Origin of the sequence: Streptococcus sp. 27098_8_82 (genome assembly GCF_041431615.1) — a bacterium.
Classification (GTDB): Bacteria; Bacillota; Bacilli; order Lactobacillales; family Streptococcaceae; genus Streptococcus; species Streptococcus sanguinis_K.
Genome location: NZ_JAPVYB010000002.1, coordinates 449,957 through 469,752, shown reverse-complemented (window position 1 = coordinate 469,752; position 19,796 = coordinate 449,957). Strand labels below are relative to the sequence as shown.

The following is a 19,796-nucleotide window of genomic DNA, read 5'->3' as shown; positions in this document are numbered from 1 at the left end:
GCTCTTCTTCCAAAGAAAAAGGAGTAATCATATGAAAACACAAACACATGTAGAGCCAGAGACAAGGCATATCCTGCCCTTTCTGGCCTGGACCTTTGGTATCAGCTGGTCTGCCTGGCTGGCTTCGGCTTTCCTGAGGATTCCTATTATTTCCCAGCTCCTAACCATCGCTGGTGTTTTTGGCCCGGCCATTGGAGCCAAACTGGTCTTAGGAAAATCGTTCAAGGAGCTCTTGGCTTCTATCGGATTGGCCCGAAAAAGGACTTGGGTCCATCTCTTGATTTTGACAATTCTTTATACCCTTTCCATAGTCTTTTGGAGCCCGCTCCTGCCTGGTTTTAGCCCCCTCAGGATTGCTCTGCTTTTTCTCATGACGACTTTTCTGACAGGCGGCAATGAAGAGATTGGCTGGCAGGGCTTCCTGCAGCCAAGTCTGGAGAAGATCCTGCCCTTCCCTTTGGCAACTGTAACAACTGGGTTAATCTGGGTTGTCTGGCATCTGCCCCTCTTCTTTACCCCCGGCAGCAGTCAGGCGGGGACCTCTCTTCTGCTCTTTACAGCCGGTTGCCTGCTCGCCCGTTTCTGGCTGGCGGCTCTTTACAAGGTCAGTCAGTCCATCCTTTACTGTGTTCTTTTCCACGGGGCCATCAATACCATTGGTGAAGGCATTTTCCTGGGGAAGGGGACGGAAAATCCGCTCTTTTTCCTAGGCTATATCTTGATGGCGGCTTACAGTATCTATCTTTGGTATCAAAGGGATCAGCAAGACAAGGCTTAAAGATATTTTTATGATTTTGTATTTCCCCGGCTTTTTTGGTAGAATAAAGCTATATTAGAAACAAAGGGGAACAGAATGGCGCAACGAAAAGACAAATCCCAGGCCATGAGAGAAAAAATTTTAAATACAGCAACCCAGCTCTTTATCCAAAAGGGGTCCGAAAAGACCAGTATGCAGGATATCGCCCAGACGGCAGGCATTTCCAAGGGGGCTATCTACCATCATTTCAAGTCAAAAGATGAGATTGTCGTGGCGGTGATGAGGAGCCGGCAGGAGTTGATGGAAGAAGAGATGAAGCAGTGGCTCAAGGCTACGGAAAATCTGACTGGCAGGGAGCAGCTGCAGACCATCCTCAAGTCTAATCTGGAAAGTCAGACAGCCCGGGCTACGGACGGCATTGTGGGTGAGTATGAGAAGGACGCGGGCTTTATTTTGACCATGATGCGGGACAATCTGCGGATAGGCGCCCCTGTGGTCAGTGACATTATCAAAAAAGGGATGGCAGATGGCTCCCTTCAGACCCAGTATCCGGAAGAGGCTGCAGAAGTTTTTCTGCTGCTGGTGAACTTCTGGATGCATGGGACCGCTTTTGAAAGTGAGCCCGAAAAACTGCCAGAACGTTTCCATTTTCTGCAGTTTATGATGACCTCGGTCGGTCTGGATATCTTTACTGACGAGCTCCTGCAGCTCTTTAGCCAGAAAAATAAGCATTAAAAAAGGCGCTGGAACAGAACTTAAAAATTGGCTCTGTCTAGGCCTTTTTATTCATGTTTTAAATATACTGTGGATATCCTCCTCGGTCAGGCCGATTAGGGGGTCGATTTTCAGGAAATTTTCCTCAGTCAGGACATAGTTTTCCACAGCTTTTTCCAACCTATCCACAGGAGTGTGGGCAAGTTCTGGAGGGGACTTAAGGTCTTCAAAACGCTCTCTCAGATAGGTTTTGCGGGCGGTGCCAGTGTTTTTTGCAGCATAGTCAAAGGCTGCTTTTTCCCCAAGTAAGATCAACTTGCTCTTGGCGCGGGTGATAGCGGTGTAGATGAGGTTGCGCTGCAGCATCCGATGACTGCTCTTGGTGATGGGCAAGATGACCACGGGAAATTCACTGCCCTGAGACTTGTGGATACTCATGGCGTAGGCCAGGCGAATCTTGTACCACTCGCTACGCTGATAAACAAGTTCATTGCCATCAAAGTCAATGGTCAGCTCGTCCTGCTTGGAGTCGGTGTACTTAGCAGGCAGCAGGTCGCTGATATATCCTAAGTCACCGTTAAAGACATTGCTTTCAGCATCATTGACCAAGTGAATAACCCTGTCTCCTTGGCGATACTGACAGTCGGGAGCTTCAAAGGTCAGTTCATCTTTCTCGACAGGATTGATGAGATTTTGCATAAGATTATTAATCTGGTCAATGCCGGCTGGCCCCCGATACATAGGTGCCAATACTTGAACATCTTGAGCTGGGATACCGCTGCGAATGGCTGCGCTAGCGATTTTCTCAATCATAGGCGGGATATGCTCATTTCTAGCTTCAAAATATGAGCGGTCCGCTTTTTTCTCTGTAAAATCTGCTGGTAAAATGCCCTTCTGAATCTGGCTGGCCAGTGTGACAATTGTAGACTCCTCGCTCTGCCGATAGATGGTTTCCAGCTTGGTCTGTGGAATAGTCGGTATCTGCAGCAAATCTGCCAGAACCTGACCGGGACTGACAGAGGGCAGCTGGTCTGCATCTCCGACAATCAAGAGTTTGGTCTGAGAGGAGATATTGCTGAGCAGCTGATTAGCCAGCCAAGTATCCACCATGGAAAATTCATCCACAATGATAAAATCAGCATCTAGATAATCATCCAAATGACTGGTATCATCATCTCCAGTCATCCCCAAGTGGCGGTGGATAGTGGCACTAGGAAGACCGGTCAATTCGTTCATGCGACGAGCAGCACGTCCGGTAGGAGCTGCAAGCAGAATAGGCAAATCATTGACCTTTCGAAGATCCAAGCCACGAAGCTGGGCGTAGACTGCGATGATGCAGTTGATAACAGTAGTTTTTCCAGTTCCCGGTCCGCCGGTTAGGATAAAGACCTTCTGATTGATAGCCTGACGGATGGCTTCTTTTTGGATACTGTCATAGGAGATACCAGATCTTTCCTCCACTTGCTGGATAGCCGCAGTAATGTTATCTGTGTCAAAGCAGTCTTGCTCTCCTTTTTCCAACAGACGGACCAGATTACTTTTTATTCCTTCTTCAGAAAAAAATAGGCTGTTTTCAAAAATCTTGGTTTCTACATTTTGGACCTTATCTTCCTCAATCAGATGAGCCAGCTCATCAGCGACTAGACTAGGGTCCAGCTCCACTTGGCGTGAGCTTTCTAAGAGCTCGATGGTATGCTCTAGTAAATCACGAGCTTCAACATAGGTATCTCCCCGCTCCATAGACTGGGTCAGCAAGGTGTGGACAAGACCAGCCCGAAAACGCTCAGGGGCATCACTTTGGATACCCAGCTCTTCTGCCAGATGGTCAGCGATTTTAAAGCCGATCCCCTGAATATCCTCTACCAGCTGATAGGGATATTTTTCGACAATATCCAGCGTTTCTTCCTTGTAGGTATCCTGGATTTGAAAAGCTAGCTTATTGGGAATGCCGTAGGCTGCCAGCTTGGCTAGTACCATCTCAGTTCCGTAGTTGAGTCTTAGCTTGGCGACAAAGGCCTCGCGGTTCTTAGCTGCTAAGCCGTTTATCTGGGTTAGCTTTTCTGGCTCTGCTAAAATCTTGTTGATGGTGTCCTCGGTATCTTCTCCGTAGAGTTGGACGATTTTTTGAGCAGTCTTGACCCCGATGCCCTTGAAATGGTCGCTGGAGAAGTATTTTACTAGGCCTTTACTGCTGGGTTTGGCACGCTCATAGCGGGAAATTTTCAGCTGCTGGCCATATTTGGGGTGCTGGACGAGACTTCCCCAGAAGGTGTAATCTTCGCCTTCCATGACATCTGCCATGGATCCGGTGACAATGATTTCAAAATCTTCAAAATCCTCGGCATCTGTATCCTCAATATCTAAGAGCAGGATACGGAAAAAATTGCTGGAATTTTCAAAAATAATGCGTTCAATCGTTCCTGAAAAGTAAAATTCCATAGTTTATAGGTTCTTCTTTTAAAACGAACCCAGCTGACGTTCAACTGAGTTCGGTATGCTTAATAGGTCTTAAAAGGCAGCAGCGGCCAGAAGCGAAACTTGGCTTCGCCCTGGATTTGTTCTTTTTGGAAGGTACCGACTTGGCGACTATCCTTGGAAACAATCCGGTCGTCACCCAGAAGCAGGTATTCATCATCCAGAAGCTTGATGGTGAATACAGGGCTGCCTTCACTATCAACAGTGAAAGCTTGAGCCTGAGCAGCGAGTTTTCTGAAAAACACACCATTGTCATCATAATCATCCCCAGTATAAGTGGATTGGAGCTTGTCTTCTTTGAATTTTTTGATGTAGTCCGTCAGGTAAGGCTCGTCTGTTTTTTTGCCGTTGATGTAAAGAGTATCATTTTCATACTGAATAGTGTCACCTGGCATACCGATGACCCGCTTGACAATCTCCTTGGTCGTTCCATCTTTATCTGTTTCAGTGGCGACAACGATATCAAATCGGTCAATAGACTGATGTTTGAGGACAAGTAGGTATTCCCCATTGGCCAGGGTAGGATCCATAGAGTGGCCATCTACCTTTACAGGGGACCAGAGAAAGAGCCGTGACAGGATAATGACAGAAATGAAGAAGAGAAAGAGGCTCCATTCTTTGAGAAATGAGAGGACAGGATTTGATTTTTTCATAGGTTACCTTTCTAGAAGTTTTTGTGCTTTTTCAGTATTTTTAAAGTGGAGTTTAGCAGAATGCTGCAGACCGGCCATTCCATAGGCTTGAAGAATCTGGCTGGCAACGTAATCGCTCTTGCTTCCGGCTCCGCTAGGCAGGGTATAGCCTAACTCTTGACTAAGATTTTCTAGATTTTCCAGAAAGAGGTCGCGAGCAATAATAGAGCTGACCGCAACAGCTAGGAACTTCCCTTCAGCCTTTTCAATCAGACTTACCGGATTTGGAAAATGATTTTTTTCCTGCTTTAGGTATTTATTGTAGTTTTGCTGGCTGGTAAAGGCATCGATGACGATTTTTTCGGGATTTAGACCTTTTTGCAGCAGTAGGTAAATAGCTTGATTATGTAAGGCTACCTTGACAGAGACGGCGTTGTAGCCAGAAGCGATGACTTCGTTGTACTTCTCTGGCGATAGGAGCAGAGCTTGATGGGCAATCTTTTCTTTCAAGACAGGAGCTAGTTGGCGAATCTTGCTATCGTTCAAGGTTTTAGAATCACCGACACCAAGTTTTCTCAGAAAGTCGTGCTGGTCTGGAGTGACGAAAGAAGCTACGACGGCTAGACCTCCAAAGTAGGAGCCGTTGCCGACCTCATCGGTCCCAATGAGGGCAAAATTCTGAGAAGCAGGACTAGAACTGGATTTGCCTGCTTGATGGCCGAAAAAGCCAGCGTAGTGAACAGCTTTTGCCCCTTGAAAGAGAACTTTTCCGGAGCTAAAGACACTGACCGTCGCCTGATCCAGCCGGAAGAAATATTGAATATGAGGGTTCTTGCTGGGAGCCAGCTGGCTCTGATATTTCTCAACAAAAGCCTGAATTTCTTGCTGTTTGGGACTGAGGGTGATAGTTTCCATACCCCCTATTGTACCATAAAAAGGAAAAGTCGAAAGTCATAAGATTGAAAATCCTACAAAAATTTTGTAGGAGAGCACCGCTGCTTGCAATGTCAAAAAAGATGAAAAAGAAAGTCCCTGTCTAGTTCTAAGTGTTTTTATAACTGACAAAGGGCTTCTTTTTTGATATAATACAATAAGGTGATTTTATGGCAAATTTGAATCGATATAAATTTACATTTGGAAACAAGACCTTAACTCTAACAACAGAACACGATAATCTCTTTATGGAAGAAGTAGAACGGGTAGCAAAGGAAAAATACAAGGCTATCAAAGAGCAGATGCCTGCGGCAGATGATGAAGTCCTAGCGATTTTGCTAGCGGTTAATAGCCTATCTACTCAGCTCAGTCGCGAGATTGAGTTTGACGACAAGGAAAAAGAACTAGAAGATTTTCGTCACAAAATGCTCAGTGAGCTGAGAGAAAAGTCGGGTAAATAGAGGAGAAATAATGTTTTCTATTATTATTTTACTAATATTGGCCTGGAGCTTTTATATTGGCTACTCGCGTGGTATTGTTCTGCAGGGCTATTATGCTGCTGCAACCATGGTTTCCATGCTGGTAGCTGGAGCTTTTTATAAGAGCTTGGCCAAGTTTATCAGTCTTTGGGTGCCTTATGCCAGCGCGACTCAGGGCTCTTCGACCTACTTTTTCCCTAGCTCCCAACTTTTTCACTTGGATCAGGTTTTTTATGCTGGTTTGGCCTATCTTATTATTTTTACAGCTGTCTACATCCTTGGGCGCTTTTTCGGGATTTTTGCGAATCTGATTCCCTACCCCAATAAGCTGGATACCAAATGGTACAATGTGACCAGCGGAGCCATCGCTGTTTGCATCTCTATTTTTGTTTTGGGAATGTGCCTGACTATTTTAGCGACAGTGCCGATGGAGATGGTTCAGGAGCGGCTCAACAGCAGCTTTATGATTCGCTTTATTGTCAAGTATACCCCTATCACATCCAATATCCTCAAAGATCTCTGGGTGAATCAAGTTATCGGATAAAAGACGACTCAGTTGGCCTGCTAGCTGGGTTCTTTTTTACTAGAAAAGAAAATTATGAACACAAAAATTTTAGAAACCTTAGAATTTAGCAAGATTAAAGAACTTTTTGCTCCCTATCTTTTGACTGAGCAGGGGCAGCTGGAGCTGGGTCTGCTTTTGCCGACCAGCAAGAAGGAGACGGTGGCCTCGGCTTTTCTGGAAATGACGGATATGCAGCAGATTTTTGTGCAGCATCCGCACTTTAGTCTGGCTGCGACTCAGGATATTACTGCCTTGACCAAGCGCTTGGAGCTGGAAAGCGACTTGAATATTGAGGAGTTTTTGGCTCTCAAGCGCGTTTTGGCAGTGACTCAGGAGCTCAAGTCTTTTTATGATGACTTGGAAAATGTGCACTTGGAAAAGCTGGATCGTCTGTTTGAGAATCTAGTTGTTTTCCCTAAGCTGCAAGGAAGTCTGCAGGCTGTGAATGATGGCGGCTTTATCGAAAGCTTTGCTAGCGAAAGTTTGAGCCGCATTCGCCGAAAAATTCAAGAAAATGAAAACCAGGTGCGGGAAATTCTGCAAGAGATTCTTAAAAACAAGGGAGAGATGCTGGCGGATCAGGTAGTGGCCAGCCGGAATGGCCGCAATGTGCTGCCTGTAAAAAATACCTATCACAACCGTATTTCTGGTGTGGTTCACGATATTTCAGCCAGCGGCAATACCGTCTATATCGAGCCTAGAGCAGTTGTCAATCTCAACGAAGAAATTGCCAGCAGTCGGGCGGACGAACGTTATGAAATTCAGCGGATTTTGCAGGAATTATCAGACCTCTTCCGTCCCCATGCAGCTGAAATTGGCAACAATGCTTGGATTATCGGACATCTGGACCTGGTGCGTGCCAAGGTCTGCTTCATGCAGGAGACGGGAGCGGTGGTACCAGACCTGTCGGAAGAGCAGGATATCCAACTGCTCAGTGTCCGCCATCCCCTGATTGAAAATGCAGTGGCTAATGACCTGCATTTCGGGCCAGACTTGACAGAGATTGTCATTACAGGGCCTAATACGGGTGGTAAGACCATTATGTTGAAGACCTTGGGCTTAGCTCAGATCATGGCTCAGTCAGGTCTGCCGATTCTGGCGGACAAGGGGAGCCGCGTCGGGATTTTCAGTCAGATTTTTGCAGACATTGGTGATGAGCAGTCCATTGAGCAGAGTTTGTCGACTTTCTCCAGTCACATGACTAATATCGTCTCTATTTTAGAGCAGGTTGATAGCGAGAGTCTGGTTCTGCTGGATGAGCTGGGAGCTGGAACTGACCCGCAGGAGGGAGCAGCTCTGGCTATTGCTATCTTGGAAGACTTGCGGCTAAGACAGATTAAAACCATGGCGACGACCCATTATCCTGAGCTCAAAGCCTATGGGATTGAGACGGATTGGGTGGAAAATGCCAGCATGGAGTTTGATACAGATAGTTTAAGGCCGACCTATCGCTTTATGCAGGGAGTGCCTGGCCGCTCCAATGCCTTTGAAATCGCTCGGCGTTTGGGCTTGTCGGAAGTTATCGTTGGTCATGCCCAAGAGCAGACCAACACAGACAGCGATGTTAATCGAATCATTGAGCGCCTAGAGGAACAGACGCTGGAAAGCCGCAAGCGCTTGGATAATATCCGCGAGGTTGAGCAGGAAAATCTCAAATTTAACCGAGCCCTCAAAAAACTTTACAATGAGTTTAACCGAGAAAAGGAAACCGAGCTCAATAAGGCACGCTTGGAAGCTCAGGAAATCGTTGATTTGGCTTTGTCAGAGAGTGAGAGCATTCTCAAAAATCTCCATGATAAGTCCAGTCTCAAACCGCATGAGATTATTGAAGCCAAGGCTCAGCTTGAGAAGCTGGCACCAGAAACCGTTGATTTATCAAAGAATAAGGTGCTCAAGCAGGCCAAGAAAAATCGGGCGCCCAAGGTGGGAGATGATATCCTAGTCACCAGCTATAGTCAGCGGGGAACCTTGGTCAAGCAGCTCAAGGACGGCCGTTGGGAAGCTCAGGTCGGTCTTATCAAGATGACTCTAGAAGAGCAGGAGTTTAACTTACTCAAGGCTGAAAAGGAGCAGCAACCTAAGCGCAAGCAGGTTAATGTGGTTAAGCGGGCCAATACTGCTGGACCGAAAGCCAGACTGGATCTGCGTGGCAAGCGCTATGAAGAGGCCATGGAAGAGCTTGATGCCTTTATCGATCAGGCCCTCCTCAATAACATGACTCAGGTGGATATTATCCACGGTATCGGGACCGGGGTCATCCGTGAAGGGGTGACAAAATACCTCCGCCGCAACAAGCACGTCAAGTCCTTTGGCTATGCTCCGCAAAATGCTGGCGGCAGCGGTGCAACGATTGTGATCTTTAAGTAAGAGGCCAGAAATGAAAATACAAACCTATGATTCGACTTATGAGAAAAGTTGGGTTTATACAAAGGCTTTGAGTTATCTCTTTTCGCCTTTCTTTGATGATATGAGCCGTCGCAAGGATGAGTTTACCGAAGAACCTTACCAAGATTCGGTTGAGCTTATAGCAGTGGAAGATGATCAGGTTGTGGGGCTTCTAGATATTGGGATTTACACCGAAGAATCAAGTCGTTCTTATGCATATTATCCGGGAGAAAAGATAGCTTACTTCGCTAATCTGGCTGTCCATCCTGATTTTCAGAATCAAGGGATAGCCAGTCAACTCTTTCAAACTGCTCGAGAGCAGCTGCATGAAAAGAAAGTTGAGGCCTTGATCATCTTCACCAGAGACGGAGAACAAGCAAATCATCTCTATCAGAAGTGGGGCGGCAAGCTGATTTGTCAAGATTATTTAGTTGTCGGGCGACCCAAAGGTCAAATACCGTTTTCTTTCAGCGTTGATACTAAGCAGCAGACAATCTGTCTGACAGATAAGTCAGGAAATTCCTTAGGCTATTATCAAAGAGAAGGGCATTATATTGTCTCAAGGAAAGAAGATTTAGAGCATTTTGATATTGATGAGCTTTACAAAGAGCATACCTATGTCTTGAAAATTGAATAGGGCATTGGAAGTTTCAGCGAAGAGATAACAGCAGGTTCTTTTATGAGGGCCTGCTTTTTGCTATAATATAAGCAGCATAAAGTGTTTCGGAGGGAAAGTAATGAGAATAAAACATGCATCAGATTCTTGCACGACTATTTTGGTAGGCAAGAAGGCCAGTTACGACGGTTCAACCATTGTGGCTCGTACAGAGGATTCACAAAATGGGGTCTTTACGCCCAAGAAATTTGTTGTAGTGGAGCCGCAAGACCAGCCCCGTCATTATCAGTCTGTTTTGACATCTTTTGAGATGGAGTTGCCAGATAATCCAGTCCGCTATACGGCAGTGCCAGATGCAGTTCCCAAAGATGGGATTTGGGGAGCAGCTGGAATTAACAGCTATAATGTTGCTGTCAGCGCAACGGAAACGATTACGACCAACAGCCGCGTGCTGGGGGCTGACCCTTTAGTAGAATCAGGTATTAGTGAGGAAGATATCCTCACGCTGGTTCTTCCCTATATCAAAACGGCTCGCGAAGGGGTTCTACGCTTAGGAAAAATCCTGGAGGAGTACGGCACGTATGAGTCCAATGGGATTGCCATTTCAGATGTCAATGAGATCTGGTGGCTGGAAACCATTGGCGGCCACCATTGGATGGCGCGGCGCGTGCCAGATGATGCCTATGTGACCAATCCCAATCAGCTGGGCAGCGATTATTTTGAATTTGATAATCCTGAGCATTTTCTCTGTCATCCAAATCTCCAAAAGTTTATCGAGGAAAACCATCTCAATCTGAATTACTTAGACGAGGGCTTCAATCCACGCTATGCTTTTGGCAGTCAGAAGGATAAGGACCGTCATTACAATACGCCGCGAGCTTGGGATATCCAGCGTTTTCTCAATCCAGAAGTGGAGCAAGATCCAAGGAGCTTCTTCATTCCATGGTGCCGCAAGCCTTACCGCAAGATCACGATCGAAGATGTCAAGTATGTCCTGAGCAGTCACTATCAGGATTCGCCTTATGATCCTTACGGAGCAGAGGGGGACCACCACAGCAGACGGGCTTTTCGGACTATTGGGATCAATCGGACCAGTCAGACAGCCATCTTGCAGCTGCGCCCTAATCAACCGCAGGAAACGACTGGGATTCAGTGGCTATCCTACGGCTCCATGCCTTACAATACAGCTGTTCCTTTCTTTACTCAAGTCTCGACAACGCCAGACTACTTTGCCAATACGACGGACAAGGTTTCGACAGATTCTTTCTACTGGGCCAATCGCCTGATTGCTGGGCTGGCTGATGCTCATTTTAGCAGTCATGTCGGAGACTTGGATGATTATCAGGAGAAGACCATGGCCTGGGGCCACGAAATGATTGGTCGGGTAGACCGAGCTCTGGCTAAGGGCGAGGATGTGGACTTTGAAGCTGAAAATCAAGCCATGAGCGACAAGGTGCAAGAAGCGACAGACCAGCTCTTGGAGAAAGTTCTCTTGGATGCCAGCAATCTCATGACCAATCATTTCTCACTGAGCGACTAAGGGTTACCCGTAGCAAATATTTTTCTTTCTCTTGCTTTTGGTGTAAAATGTTATCAAAAGTAAGCTATTCAAAGGAGAAGATTTATGGTAGCAGCAGTTACAGATGCAACATTCGCAGAAGATACAAAAGACGGATTGGTTCTGATTGACTTTTGGGCAACTTGGTGCGGTCCATGCCGTATGCAGGCGCCTATCTTGGAGCAGTTGGCAGGGGAAGTTCATGAGGACGAATTAAAAATCCTTAAAATGGATGTGGATGAAAATCCAAATACTGCCCGTGAATTCGGCATTATGTCCATTCCGACCCTTCTGTTCAAGAAAGACGGTCAAGTCGTTAAGCAAGTCGCAGGTGTTCACACCAAAGACCAGCTCAAGGCTATTATCGCCGAATTAAGCTAAGCAAGAAGCCTTGGGGCTTCTTTTTTGTGTCAAAAAACGTTTACATGCTTAAATTTTTTTATAAAATATTGACAAAAGGCGAATGTTCTTTTAGAATAATAGAAAATTAATAATCAACACCGAACGAAGTTTTTCAGAAAGAGGCGGGCGCTTCTGACTGTGAAATGGACGGAACTCTGGAGAGACCATGAATGGCACCGAAGGGGCAAGGCGGTTTAGAACCGCTCAAACTCTCAGGTAAAAGGACAGAGCGAAGAGGCAGGGATTTCCCTACTCCAGCACATCCAGAGTACATGTTTTGCATGTGCTCTTTCTTTTTCTCGGTGTGAAAAGGAGCTTATATCATGTTGGAAATATTGAATCAATTAGATTCTTTTGTTTGGGGTCCGCCCCTGCTCATTTTGCTGGTTGGTACCGGTATTTATCTCAGTCTGCGTCTGGGCTTGCTGCAGATTTTTCGTCTTCCGCGTGCCTTTCGATTAATCTTTGTATCAGACGAGGAGCATCAGGGCGATGTCTCTAGCTTTGCGGCTCTCTGTACGGCTCTGGCTGCGACTGTGGGAACGGGAAATATCATCGGAGTGGCAACGGCCATTAAAACCGGTGGACCGGGTGCCCTCTTCTGGATGTGGGTAGCTGCTTTCTTTGGGATGGCGACGAAGTATGCCGAAGGCCTCTTGGCTATCAAGTACCGCCGCAAGGATGCTCATGGTGCTATGGCGGGCGGTCCCATGCACTATATCTTACTAGGGATGGGCGAGAAATGGCGCCCGCTGGCTATCTTTTTTGCGATAGCTGGTATCTTGGTGGCTCTCTTGGGGATTGGGACCTTTACGCAGGTCAATTCCATCACAGAGGCTATGCAGAATACCATTCAGCTGCCTCCAGCTGTGACAGCTTCTATCTTGGCTATTTTGGTGGCTCTGGTTATTTTCAGTGGCATCCAGTCTATTGCTCGAGTATCGACCAAGGTTGTGCCCTTTATGGCAGCGATTTATATCTTGGGGACTGTGACTGTCTTAGCGGTCAATCTAGATCGTCTGCTGCCCACTCTCCAACTGGTCTTTAGCTCAGCATTTAGTCAGACGGCTGCTGTCGGTGGTTTTGCCGGTGCGACCATCCAGATGGCAATTCAAAACGGGGTCGCGCGTGGAGTTTTCTCCAATGAATCTGGTTTGGGGTCAGCTCCCATTGCAGCGGCGGCAGCTCGGACCAAGGAACCGGTAGAACAGGGCTTGATTTCCATGACCGGAACCTTCATCGACACCCTGATTATTTGTAGTCTGACAGGCTTGACGATTTTAATCACAGGGGTCTGGGATGGCAATCTCAACGGTGTGTCCCTGACTCAGGCAGCCTTTGCGAGTGTTTTTGCTAATTTTGGTCCGGTTCTGCTTTCAGTCTTCCTAGTTCTATTTGCCTTTACGACTATCTTGGGCTGGAACTACTATGGTGAGCGCTGTTTTGAATTTCTCTTTGGGGTGCGCTATATCCGCGTTTATCGCTTGCTCTTTGTCCTTATGATTGTTCTCGGTGGCTTTGTGGGTCTAGAGGCGGTTTGGATTCTTGCAGATATTGTCAATGCCCTCATGGCCTTGCCAAACTTAATCGCTCTTCTGGTGCTTTCTCCTATTGTTATCAGTGAAACAAAGAAATACTTTGCCAAGCATCGAAAGAACTGATTTTCGCACATAAAAAAGCCTCTAGCTTTCCGTAATGGTGGAAGTCTAGAGGTTTTTGTTGAAATTAATAGCGTTTTTCTTTTGGCCAGTTGCTCATCTCGGCCACAGCTGTAAAGAGAACGTCAGTAGAAGAGTTGAGGGCTGTCTCGCAGGAGTCCTGAATGACACCGATGACAAAGCCGACGCTGACTACCTGCATGGCTAAATCATTGGAAATCCCAAAGAGGCTGCAAGCGACTGGAATGAGCAGAAGAGACCCGCCAGCTACACCGGAAGCCCCACAGGCAGAAATTGCTGCTACGACACTGAGAACGAGAGCTGTGCCAAAGTCAACCCGGATACCCAGCGTATTGACAGCAGCCAAGGTCAGGGTATTGATAGTAATAGCAGCCCCTGCCATATTGATAGTAGCCCCCAGAGGAATAGAGACTGAGTAGGTCTCTGGATTGAGCCCCAGATCCCGACAGAGTTTCATGTTGACGGGGATGTTAGCCGCTGAGCTGCGCGTGAAAAAAGCAGTCACACCACTGACTCGCAAGCAGCGCCAGACCAAGGGATAGGGATTTTTCCGCAGCATGATGAAGCTAATCAAAGGATTGATAATCAGAGCGACAATCAGCATGCTGGCTATCAAGGCTAGCAGCAGGACACCATAGCTTTTTAGAGCCTGGAAGCCTTTCCCGGAAATGGTCGTGTAGACCAGGCCTAGAATACCGAGAGGGGCTAGATTGATAATCCACTCGACAATCTTAGAAGTGATATCTGCCAAGGTCTGCAGCAGTTCCTTGCTGTGGTGGCTAGCTTCTCGCATGGCAATCCCAAAGATGACAGCCCAGGAAAGGATACCGATATAGTTAGCGGTGATGAGTGCGTTGACGGGATTGTCCACCAGCTGAAGCAGAAGATTGCTGAGGACTTGTCCGATTCCGTCTGGCGGAGAAACCTTTTGGGAGGAAGAAGCCAACTCTATACTAATGGGAAAGAAGAAGTTGACCAGAACCGCGACCAGGGCAGCCGCAAAGGTTCCCAGAAGATAGAGCAAGATGACTGTCTTCATATTGCTCTTTTGCCCTTTCTGCTGTTGAGACAGGGCGTTTGCCACCAGAGCGAAGACTAGGAGCGGAGCAATGGCCTTGAGGCCGCCAACGAAGATTTGGCCCAGAAGTCCAATGGCCTGTGCTTGGGGGAAGATGACAGCCAGCAGGACACCAATGCCAATACCAATGGAAATCCGCTTGATTAGATTGGTTTTATTCCAAATAGTGATGAAGCGATGGACCATGTAAGTTCCTTTCTTGTCTTAGATACTTATTTTATTATACGATAGGAAGGGGGTGAAAGCAATGCTAGGTCACGCTAACCATTCTATGTCCATGCAGATTGGTCTTTGTGGTATAATGGTAGTAATCTTTTTGGAGGTAGCCTATGTCTAAGACCGGAAATGTCTTTTCCCGTTATATCCAGCAGTTTGACTGGAGCAAGATTGCAGATGACCTTTTTTCCAAGCTGGTCTCTTTACTTCTGCTTTTTATCTTATTTTACATCGTTAAGAAAATCCTGCATTTGTCAGTGACCAAGATCATTGCTCCCTCTCTCAAGCTATCCAAGCAGGATGTAGCCAGACAGAAAACCATTACTCGGCTGATTGAGAATCTGCTTAATTATGTCTTGTATTTCCTCTTGATTTACTGGGTTTTATCCATCTTGGGTCTGCCGGTTTCCAGTCTTTTGGCTGGTGCGGGAATTGCCGGGGTGGCCATTGGGATGGGAGCTCAGGGCTTCCTGTCAGATCTAGTCAATGGCTTCTTTATTCTTCTCGAGCGACAGTTAGATGTCGGTGACAATGTCCGCCTGACTAACGGTCCTATCAACATCGCTGGAACAGTAATCAGTATAGGGATTCGGACGACACAAGTGCGGGACGCGGACGGAACGCTTCATTTTGTACCCAACCGCAATATCATGGTTGTCAGCAATCTGTCTCGTGGAGACATGCGTGTTCTGATTGACATTCCCATTTATGCCCAGACGGATTTAGACGAGATTTACCGCATCATTTCCAAGGTCAATGAAGAAGCAGTGCCAGAACATCCAGAGATTCTCAAGGAACCGGATGTCTTGGGGCCGCAGATGGCTTCAAATGGCCAGTTCAACTTCCGTATCAGCATGATCGTACAAGGTGGCATGCAGGTTTCTATTTACCATATCTTCTACCGCCTTTACCATGAAGCGCTTTTGCGAGAGGGGGTTGAACTTCCGACGCTTGGGCCTCTTACAAAAGGCAAGTAATTATTGATTAGAAAGGTCCATATGAATCAGCGAATTCAGCAGGAAATTGTCAGTGAGGACAATCGTGTTTACCGTTTAAAACGTCCTCTCCACAAGCAGGGGCTCTTTTGGGCAGCTCTGGTGTCTGGTATTATCATCTTTCTTCTGGCCTTGCTCAGCATTCTCCTCGTCATCACTACGATTGGCCTTATGGAGGAAAATGACCATCTCAAGTCTCTCACAGGCTACCATAACTCGCCTTTAGAGTCCTATAACAGCCATGCTTTTGAGAAAACAGTTGAATTTTCCAGTGGACTCAAGGTGACTGTTCATTCGGCAGTGGAAGACAACAAGAAAGTCATGAGCGATGAGTCAACAGGAGTAGCTGTCGTTGCGACTATCACGGTTGAAAATACTTCTAAAAAGCCCATTCTGGTTAGTCCTTATGATTTTGGACTCTATGACAAGAAGGAAAATGTCTATATTTTGGATGGCTCAACCTTTGACAATACACAAATCGGCACCAATCTGGCGCCAGGCAAGTCTGTCCGTTTTGACCTAATCTTTGATGGGGAAGGCGGCGATGAGGATACCTATACCGTGACCTACGACAATGCTAAGTGGCAAAAGGAGAAAAACAAGACAAAGCAAGAGAAAAAGAAGGAGCAATAGGGAAAATCATCCTATTACTTTAATGTCTTTGCTACTTTCCGCACTAGATTTGAAAGTGGAAGCAGCAAACTGTATAGATAAAAGAAGATTTGAGGCGAAAGTTTCAAATCTTTTTCTTGACTCTGACCTTAGAGGAGGGTGTATACTGGTGAAAATTAGAAAAGGAGATTACCATGCAAATCAATATCATTCGTTCAGATAAGGTTTATCAAGAGATGCTCGAGCTGCCTTTAGAAAAGAGAGAAGGCTGTTTTCGCGCTAAAATATTAGCACCTTTTGCAACAAAATATCGAACACAACACATTCCTCTGAAAGCGAAGTATCCCGGAGGGTTTGATGCTCTTTTCCTACTTGGCTTTATGAATCATCTCCCTGCTACTCTGTCAGAAAAGGATAGACCGGCTATTGATGCTCTGAGCTCTGATCAACTCTGGCAAAATTGTCAAGATACCATCAAGAGGAGTATCGGTCTTTTTGAGCAAGCTGGCTATGATTTAGAGGTTGAGGATTACTATTTTACTATTTTGTTAGGCAATCCAGAAAAGCTCATGCTACAGCTCAATAAGGGTTACAGCGGAGATGGTGGAATTCCAGGCTACCTCATGCTTAGTATGCTACCGAATGACTATACTTTGCCACGTATTCAGGCAGCTCTGGCCCACGAGTGCAACCATAATGTCCGCTTCCAATTTATCAAATGGAACCAGCAGACGACACTAGCAGACTGGGTAGTTAGTGAAGGATTGGCAGAGTCCTTTGCTGCTGAGCTCTATGGCAAGGAGCTCATCGGACCTTGGGTCACTTCAACCAGTCCAGAACAATTAGAAGAGATTAAACCCATCATCTCCAGTCAGCTTCAGCTAACGGGGATGGCGGAAATGGCTCCCTATCTCTACGGTGATGAAATTGCAGAAATACAAGGTCAAATAGCAGTTGGAATGCCTTATGCTGCAGGCTATGCTTATGGCTATCATCTGATACAAGCTTATCTGAAAAAGACTGGCAAGAGCATTATTGAGGCCACAGTAACACCGACGGCAGAGATTTTAGAGGCGACTAAAGACTTTTGGAAATGACACTTTTACTTGAAAATCTGTCAAAACTTGATATAATGTAGGTGATTTCTGGAGGTATCAGTATGCATTATAAAAGAATAGAATTGAAAGTCACAAATCAAGGTATCCATGAGCGCAAGATTTTTCAGGGTGTTAAGATTTTCAGCCGCAGCAAGCTGTCCAAAGATCAGAAAAGCATTCTGACGCAGAAGATTTACCTGACACCGAAGCAAAACATTGTTTACTATCAACAGACAGATGTCAACTATGACCAGAACTGGCACCATAAGAAGGATTATTACGAACTAGCTTATGGCCAGTTGGACAGAGAAACTGTCTTTAAGGTTTGCCAAGATTTTGACGAACTAAGTCCTTTTCTGGAGAATGAGTTGTTAGAGAAGCTAAAAGAAAAGCAGGTAGTAGGCAAATTTTTTGAAAAATTAGATATATAAAAATCCGACTGCTTATAAAAGCAGTCGGATTTCTTTAAGTTATAGTTTAATAATCTTTCATGAGGAAATATAGAGCTATTGAACCGGCAGTTTTTTTTTACTTACCAAGATACTGAAATTGGATCCATTTTTATCATGAACAGCTAACTTAGTTAGAAGTTGTGGGAATACTATAGTTGACATCTTTGAAGAATAAGCGTACAATCAAGAAAATGATTGAGTACTCACTCAATTTATGAATAAGTAAAGGAGTTCATAAAATGGTTGTTCAAGCAATACAATATAGTCATTTCGGTGATGAAGAAGTACTAGATTTGGTGAACATTAAATCTGATGTTTTGGAAGTGAATCAAGTTAGGGTAGAAGTTTATGCAGTTGGTTTAAATCCTATTGATTATAAGACTTTTGAGGGTGCAAAGCCACTTCGTTTTCTATCTTTTATGACGAAACTAAGGAAGCCAAGTCGTTGGTTTGAGTCAAAATCATCTCTTTTTCCAAGAGGTGTTGGTCGGGATTTTGCTGGAGTTATCACAGAAATCGGTGAAGGAGTAAGTTGGTTTGCAGTAGGGGACAAGGTTTTTGGTACAATGATCAGTGACCCTGGATTGGGAACCAAGAGGGGAGCTTTGGCAACAGAAATTTGTGTCAATGAATCGGAAATCGTATCGAAACCAGATATGATTGATATGAATCATGCTGCTACTATGGGGGTAGCTTCTCTAACAGTGGGAGGTGCTTTTAGAAAAATTGAGTTAAGTTCTAAAGATATTGTGGTTATTTCAGCAGCGGCAGGTGGTATTGGAAGTATTGCAGTACAGTATGCAGTTGCTAAGGGTGCAACAGTTATCGGAATTGCAAGTAAGAAGAATTCAGAATATCTGAAGTCTTTAGGTGCTATACCAGTAGCTTACGAAGAGAACATCCAGAATGCTCTTCTATCAGCAAGTCCAAAGCCGATTACAAAATTCTTGGATTGCTATGGAAGTGATTATGTTAAATTAGCTTTCAGTTTGGGATTGAAGGGCACGGATATTGGAACGCTAGTACCTTCACCATATGTTATGATAAGAGGAGCTCAGTTCACGGGTCCGAGACATTCCACATATGATGATTTGAACACTCTGGCGGAAATGGTCTCAGATGGGAAGGTTCGGCTGAATATTGATCAGGTTTATGATTTTTCTCTAAAGTCTGTTAGAGAGGCATATCGTGGTCTGAAGTCGGGACACACTCGAGGTAAGAAAGTTGTAAAAGTAAGAGAGTAGCAGAGAGGTGCCAGCAATGGAAAGTTTAGAACAAAAGTATGCTCAGACATTAGAAAATAGCAACTTGAGTTTAAAACAACGTCAAGTATTATTATCAAGTCTAAAGCTATTTTCAGAAATTGGTTTTGAGAATACAACAGCAAGCCTTATTGCCAAGGAGGCTGGAGTTTCAGAGGGGACAGTTTTTAGTTACTTTAAAACCAAGGAAGGAATATTAGAAGCTATTCTGTCAACTTTTCTCGAACAAGTTATTCCAGATGTGATTGCTGATTTTTCTGAGAAGAAATTTACAGCAAACCAAGAGAGTTTTCCAGTGTTTTTGAGAAGCATTGTTCGAGATAGACTAGTTTTCATTCAGGAGAATCAAATGAAAGTTAAAATTCTCTTGAGTCGTTCTTTTATTGATAAAAATATTTCTGATCAGTTAGGGAATGTTATTGTTCACTCTATCATTAAGCCAATTAGTCCAGTTCTGAATCAGTTTAAAGAAAATGGTGTTATCCGAGATTGGTCAAATGAAAGAATCGTTCGTTATATTCTAGCCTTGAGTCTTTCTTATGTTATTCCAATGATGTTGAATGATAAGGAAGATGTGAACATAGATGAAGCAGTAAACGAAATTGTTGACTGCCTATCTTCTGCCTTAGTAGAAGTAAAATAAATCTTGATTTTTAAGCTTACTATTAAAAATAGTGAGCTTTTTTGAAACCAATATAAAAATCCCCAATCGTTGTGATTGAGGATTGAGCAAAGAATCTTAAACAATACCATAGCATTGGCTACGTTTTCGAAGGTAGAGATGTTAACACTAGCCAGGTAGTCTTTGACAATTTCGTATGTTTCAGCAGTAGTTTTAGCTGTGTTGAAGATGTTTGTCATGATGTCCTTGAGATGGCCAGAGTATACT

Annotated in this window: 19 protein-coding genes, 1 pseudogene and 1 riboswitch; of the genes and pseudogenes, 15 read left to right on the top strand and 5 right to left on the bottom strand. The window is 45.1% G+C overall.

Annotation, left to right across the window (positions count from 1 at the left end; genetic code table 11):
- The first annotated feature begins 31 nt into the window (after window positions 1–31).
- Window positions 32–778 (top strand): CPBP family intramembrane glutamic endopeptidase, encoded by a 747-nt coding sequence (locus O3627_RS05590; protein WP_002910689.1) that lies wholly within the window; start codon window positions 32–34, stop codon window positions 776–778.
- Window positions 779–853: 75 nt separating this feature from the next.
- A complete protein-coding gene (locus O3627_RS05585) occupies window positions 854–1,492 on the top strand; it encodes a TetR/AcrR family transcriptional regulator (protein WP_002910688.1) in 639 nt (212 codons plus the stop codon).
- 51 nt (window positions 1,493–1,543) lie between these two features.
- Here the strand turns inward: O3627_RS05585 and O3627_RS05580 are convergent, their stop codons facing one another.
- The 3 genes from O3627_RS05580 to rnhC are packed head-to-tail and all read right to left on the bottom strand — an operon-like array spanning window position 1,544 to window position 5,493.
- Complete coding sequence (locus tag O3627_RS05580) at window positions 1,544–3,910, bottom strand: ATP-dependent RecD-like DNA helicase (protein WP_371621309.1); 2,367 nt, start codon at window positions 3,908–3,910, stop codon at window positions 1,544–1,546.
- 59 nt (window positions 3,911–3,969) lie between these two features.
- A complete protein-coding gene (gene lepB / locus O3627_RS05575) occupies window positions 3,970–4,599 on the bottom strand; it encodes a signal peptidase I (protein WP_125382074.1) in 630 nt (209 codons plus the stop codon).
- Between the two features lie 3 nt (window positions 4,600–4,602).
- Entirely contained in the window at window positions 4,603–5,493 is an 891-nt protein-coding gene (gene rnhC / locus O3627_RS05570) for a ribonuclease HIII (RefSeq protein WP_125382072.1), read from the bottom strand.
- Between the two features lie 188 nt (window positions 5,494–5,681).
- Here rnhC and O3627_RS05565 point away from each other — a divergent pair, with 188 nt between their 5' ends.
- The 7 genes from O3627_RS05565 to O3627_RS05535 all read left to right on the top strand — a co-directional run bounded on the left by O3627_RS05565 (window position 5,682) and on the right by O3627_RS05535 (window position 13,177).
- Window positions 5,682–5,972 carry a hypothetical protein gene (locus tag O3627_RS05565; protein WP_002919703.1) on the top strand — a complete coding sequence of 97 codons (291 nt, stop codon included), beginning with the start codon at window positions 5,682–5,684 and terminating at the stop codon, window positions 5,970–5,972.
- 10 nt (window positions 5,973–5,982) lie between these two features.
- Entirely contained in the window at window positions 5,983–6,534 is a 552-nt protein-coding gene (locus O3627_RS05560) for a CvpA family protein (protein WP_009659682.1), read from the top strand.
- A 54-nt stretch (window positions 6,535–6,588) separates the two neighbouring features.
- The gene (locus O3627_RS05555) at window positions 6,589–8,922 is read left to right on the top strand and encodes an endonuclease MutS2 (RefSeq protein ID WP_371621308.1); all 2,334 of its coding nucleotides are present in this window, start codon (window positions 6,589–6,591) and stop codon (window positions 8,920–8,922) included.
- 10 nt (window positions 8,923–8,932) lie between these two features.
- Window positions 8,933–9,577: a GNAT family N-acetyltransferase gene (locus O3627_RS05550; RefSeq protein ID WP_002910682.1), complete on the top strand. Its 645-nt coding sequence runs from the start codon at window positions 8,933–8,935 to the stop codon at window positions 9,575–9,577.
- 100 nt (window positions 9,578–9,677) lie between these two features.
- Window positions 9,678–11,096 (top strand): C69 family dipeptidase, encoded by a 1,419-nt coding sequence (locus tag O3627_RS05545; protein WP_125402246.1) that lies wholly within the window; start codon window positions 9,678–9,680, stop codon window positions 11,094–11,096.
- An 84-nt stretch (window positions 11,097–11,180) separates the two neighbouring features.
- Window positions 11,181–11,495 carry a thioredoxin gene (gene trxA / locus O3627_RS05540; protein WP_125382070.1) on the top strand — a complete coding sequence of 105 codons (315 nt, stop codon included), beginning with the start codon at window positions 11,181–11,183 and terminating at the stop codon, window positions 11,493–11,495.
- A gap of 166 nt (window positions 11,496–11,661) precedes the next feature.
- A riboswitch (glycine riboswitch) is annotated at window positions 11,662–11,754 on the top strand.
- Between the two features lie 85 nt (window positions 11,755–11,839).
- On the top strand, window positions 11,840–13,177 hold the full coding sequence (locus O3627_RS05535; protein ID WP_125382068.1) for a sodium:alanine symporter family protein: 1,338 nt from the start codon (window positions 11,840–11,842) through the stop codon (window positions 13,175–13,177).
- Between the two features lie 64 nt (window positions 13,178–13,241).
- Here the strand turns inward: O3627_RS05535 and sstT are convergent, their stop codons facing one another.
- On the bottom strand, window positions 13,242–14,459 hold the full coding sequence (sstT, locus tag O3627_RS05530) for a serine/threonine transporter SstT (protein WP_125382067.1): 1,218 nt from the start codon (window positions 14,457–14,459) through the stop codon (window positions 13,242–13,244).
- Window positions 14,460–14,602: 143 nt separating this feature from the next.
- Here sstT and O3627_RS05525 point away from each other — a divergent pair, with 143 nt between their 5' ends.
- The 6 genes from O3627_RS05525 to O3627_RS05500 all read left to right on the top strand — a co-directional run bounded on the left by O3627_RS05525 (window position 14,603) and on the right by O3627_RS05500 (window position 19,550).
- On the top strand, window positions 14,603–15,466 hold the full coding sequence (locus O3627_RS05525; protein ID WP_002901485.1) for a mechanosensitive ion channel family protein: 864 nt from the start codon (window positions 14,603–14,605) through the stop codon (window positions 15,464–15,466).
- A gap of 21 nt (window positions 15,467–15,487) precedes the next feature.
- Window positions 15,488–16,117 (top strand): DUF4352 domain-containing protein, encoded by a 630-nt coding sequence (locus tag O3627_RS05520; RefSeq protein WP_343092046.1) that lies wholly within the window; start codon window positions 15,488–15,490, stop codon window positions 16,115–16,117.
- 173 nt (window positions 16,118–16,290) lie between these two features.
- Window positions 16,291–17,193: a DUF2268 domain-containing protein gene (locus O3627_RS05515; protein WP_002901483.1), complete on the top strand. Its 903-nt coding sequence runs from the start codon at window positions 16,291–16,293 to the stop codon at window positions 17,191–17,193.
- A gap of 62 nt (window positions 17,194–17,255) precedes the next feature.
- Window positions 17,256–17,624 (top strand): EXLDI protein, encoded by a 369-nt coding sequence (locus O3627_RS05510; RefSeq protein WP_002901482.1) that lies wholly within the window; start codon window positions 17,256–17,258, stop codon window positions 17,622–17,624.
- 260 nt (window positions 17,625–17,884) lie between these two features.
- A complete protein-coding gene (locus O3627_RS05505) occupies window positions 17,885–18,889 on the top strand; it encodes an NADP-dependent oxidoreductase (protein ID WP_002901481.1) in 1,005 nt (334 codons plus the stop codon).
- 16 nt (window positions 18,890–18,905) lie between these two features.
- Window positions 18,906–19,550, top strand: a complete 645-nt coding sequence (locus O3627_RS05500; RefSeq protein WP_002901479.1) for a TetR/AcrR family transcriptional regulator — start codon at window positions 18,906–18,908, stop codon at window positions 19,548–19,550.
- 89 nt (window positions 19,551–19,639) lie between these two features.
- Here O3627_RS05500 and O3627_RS05495 read toward each other — a convergent pair.
- A pseudogene (locus tag O3627_RS05495) lies at window positions 19,640–19,786 on the bottom strand (NADP oxidoreductase); the annotation flags it as partial.
- Window positions 19,787–19,796: the final 10 nt, after the last annotated feature.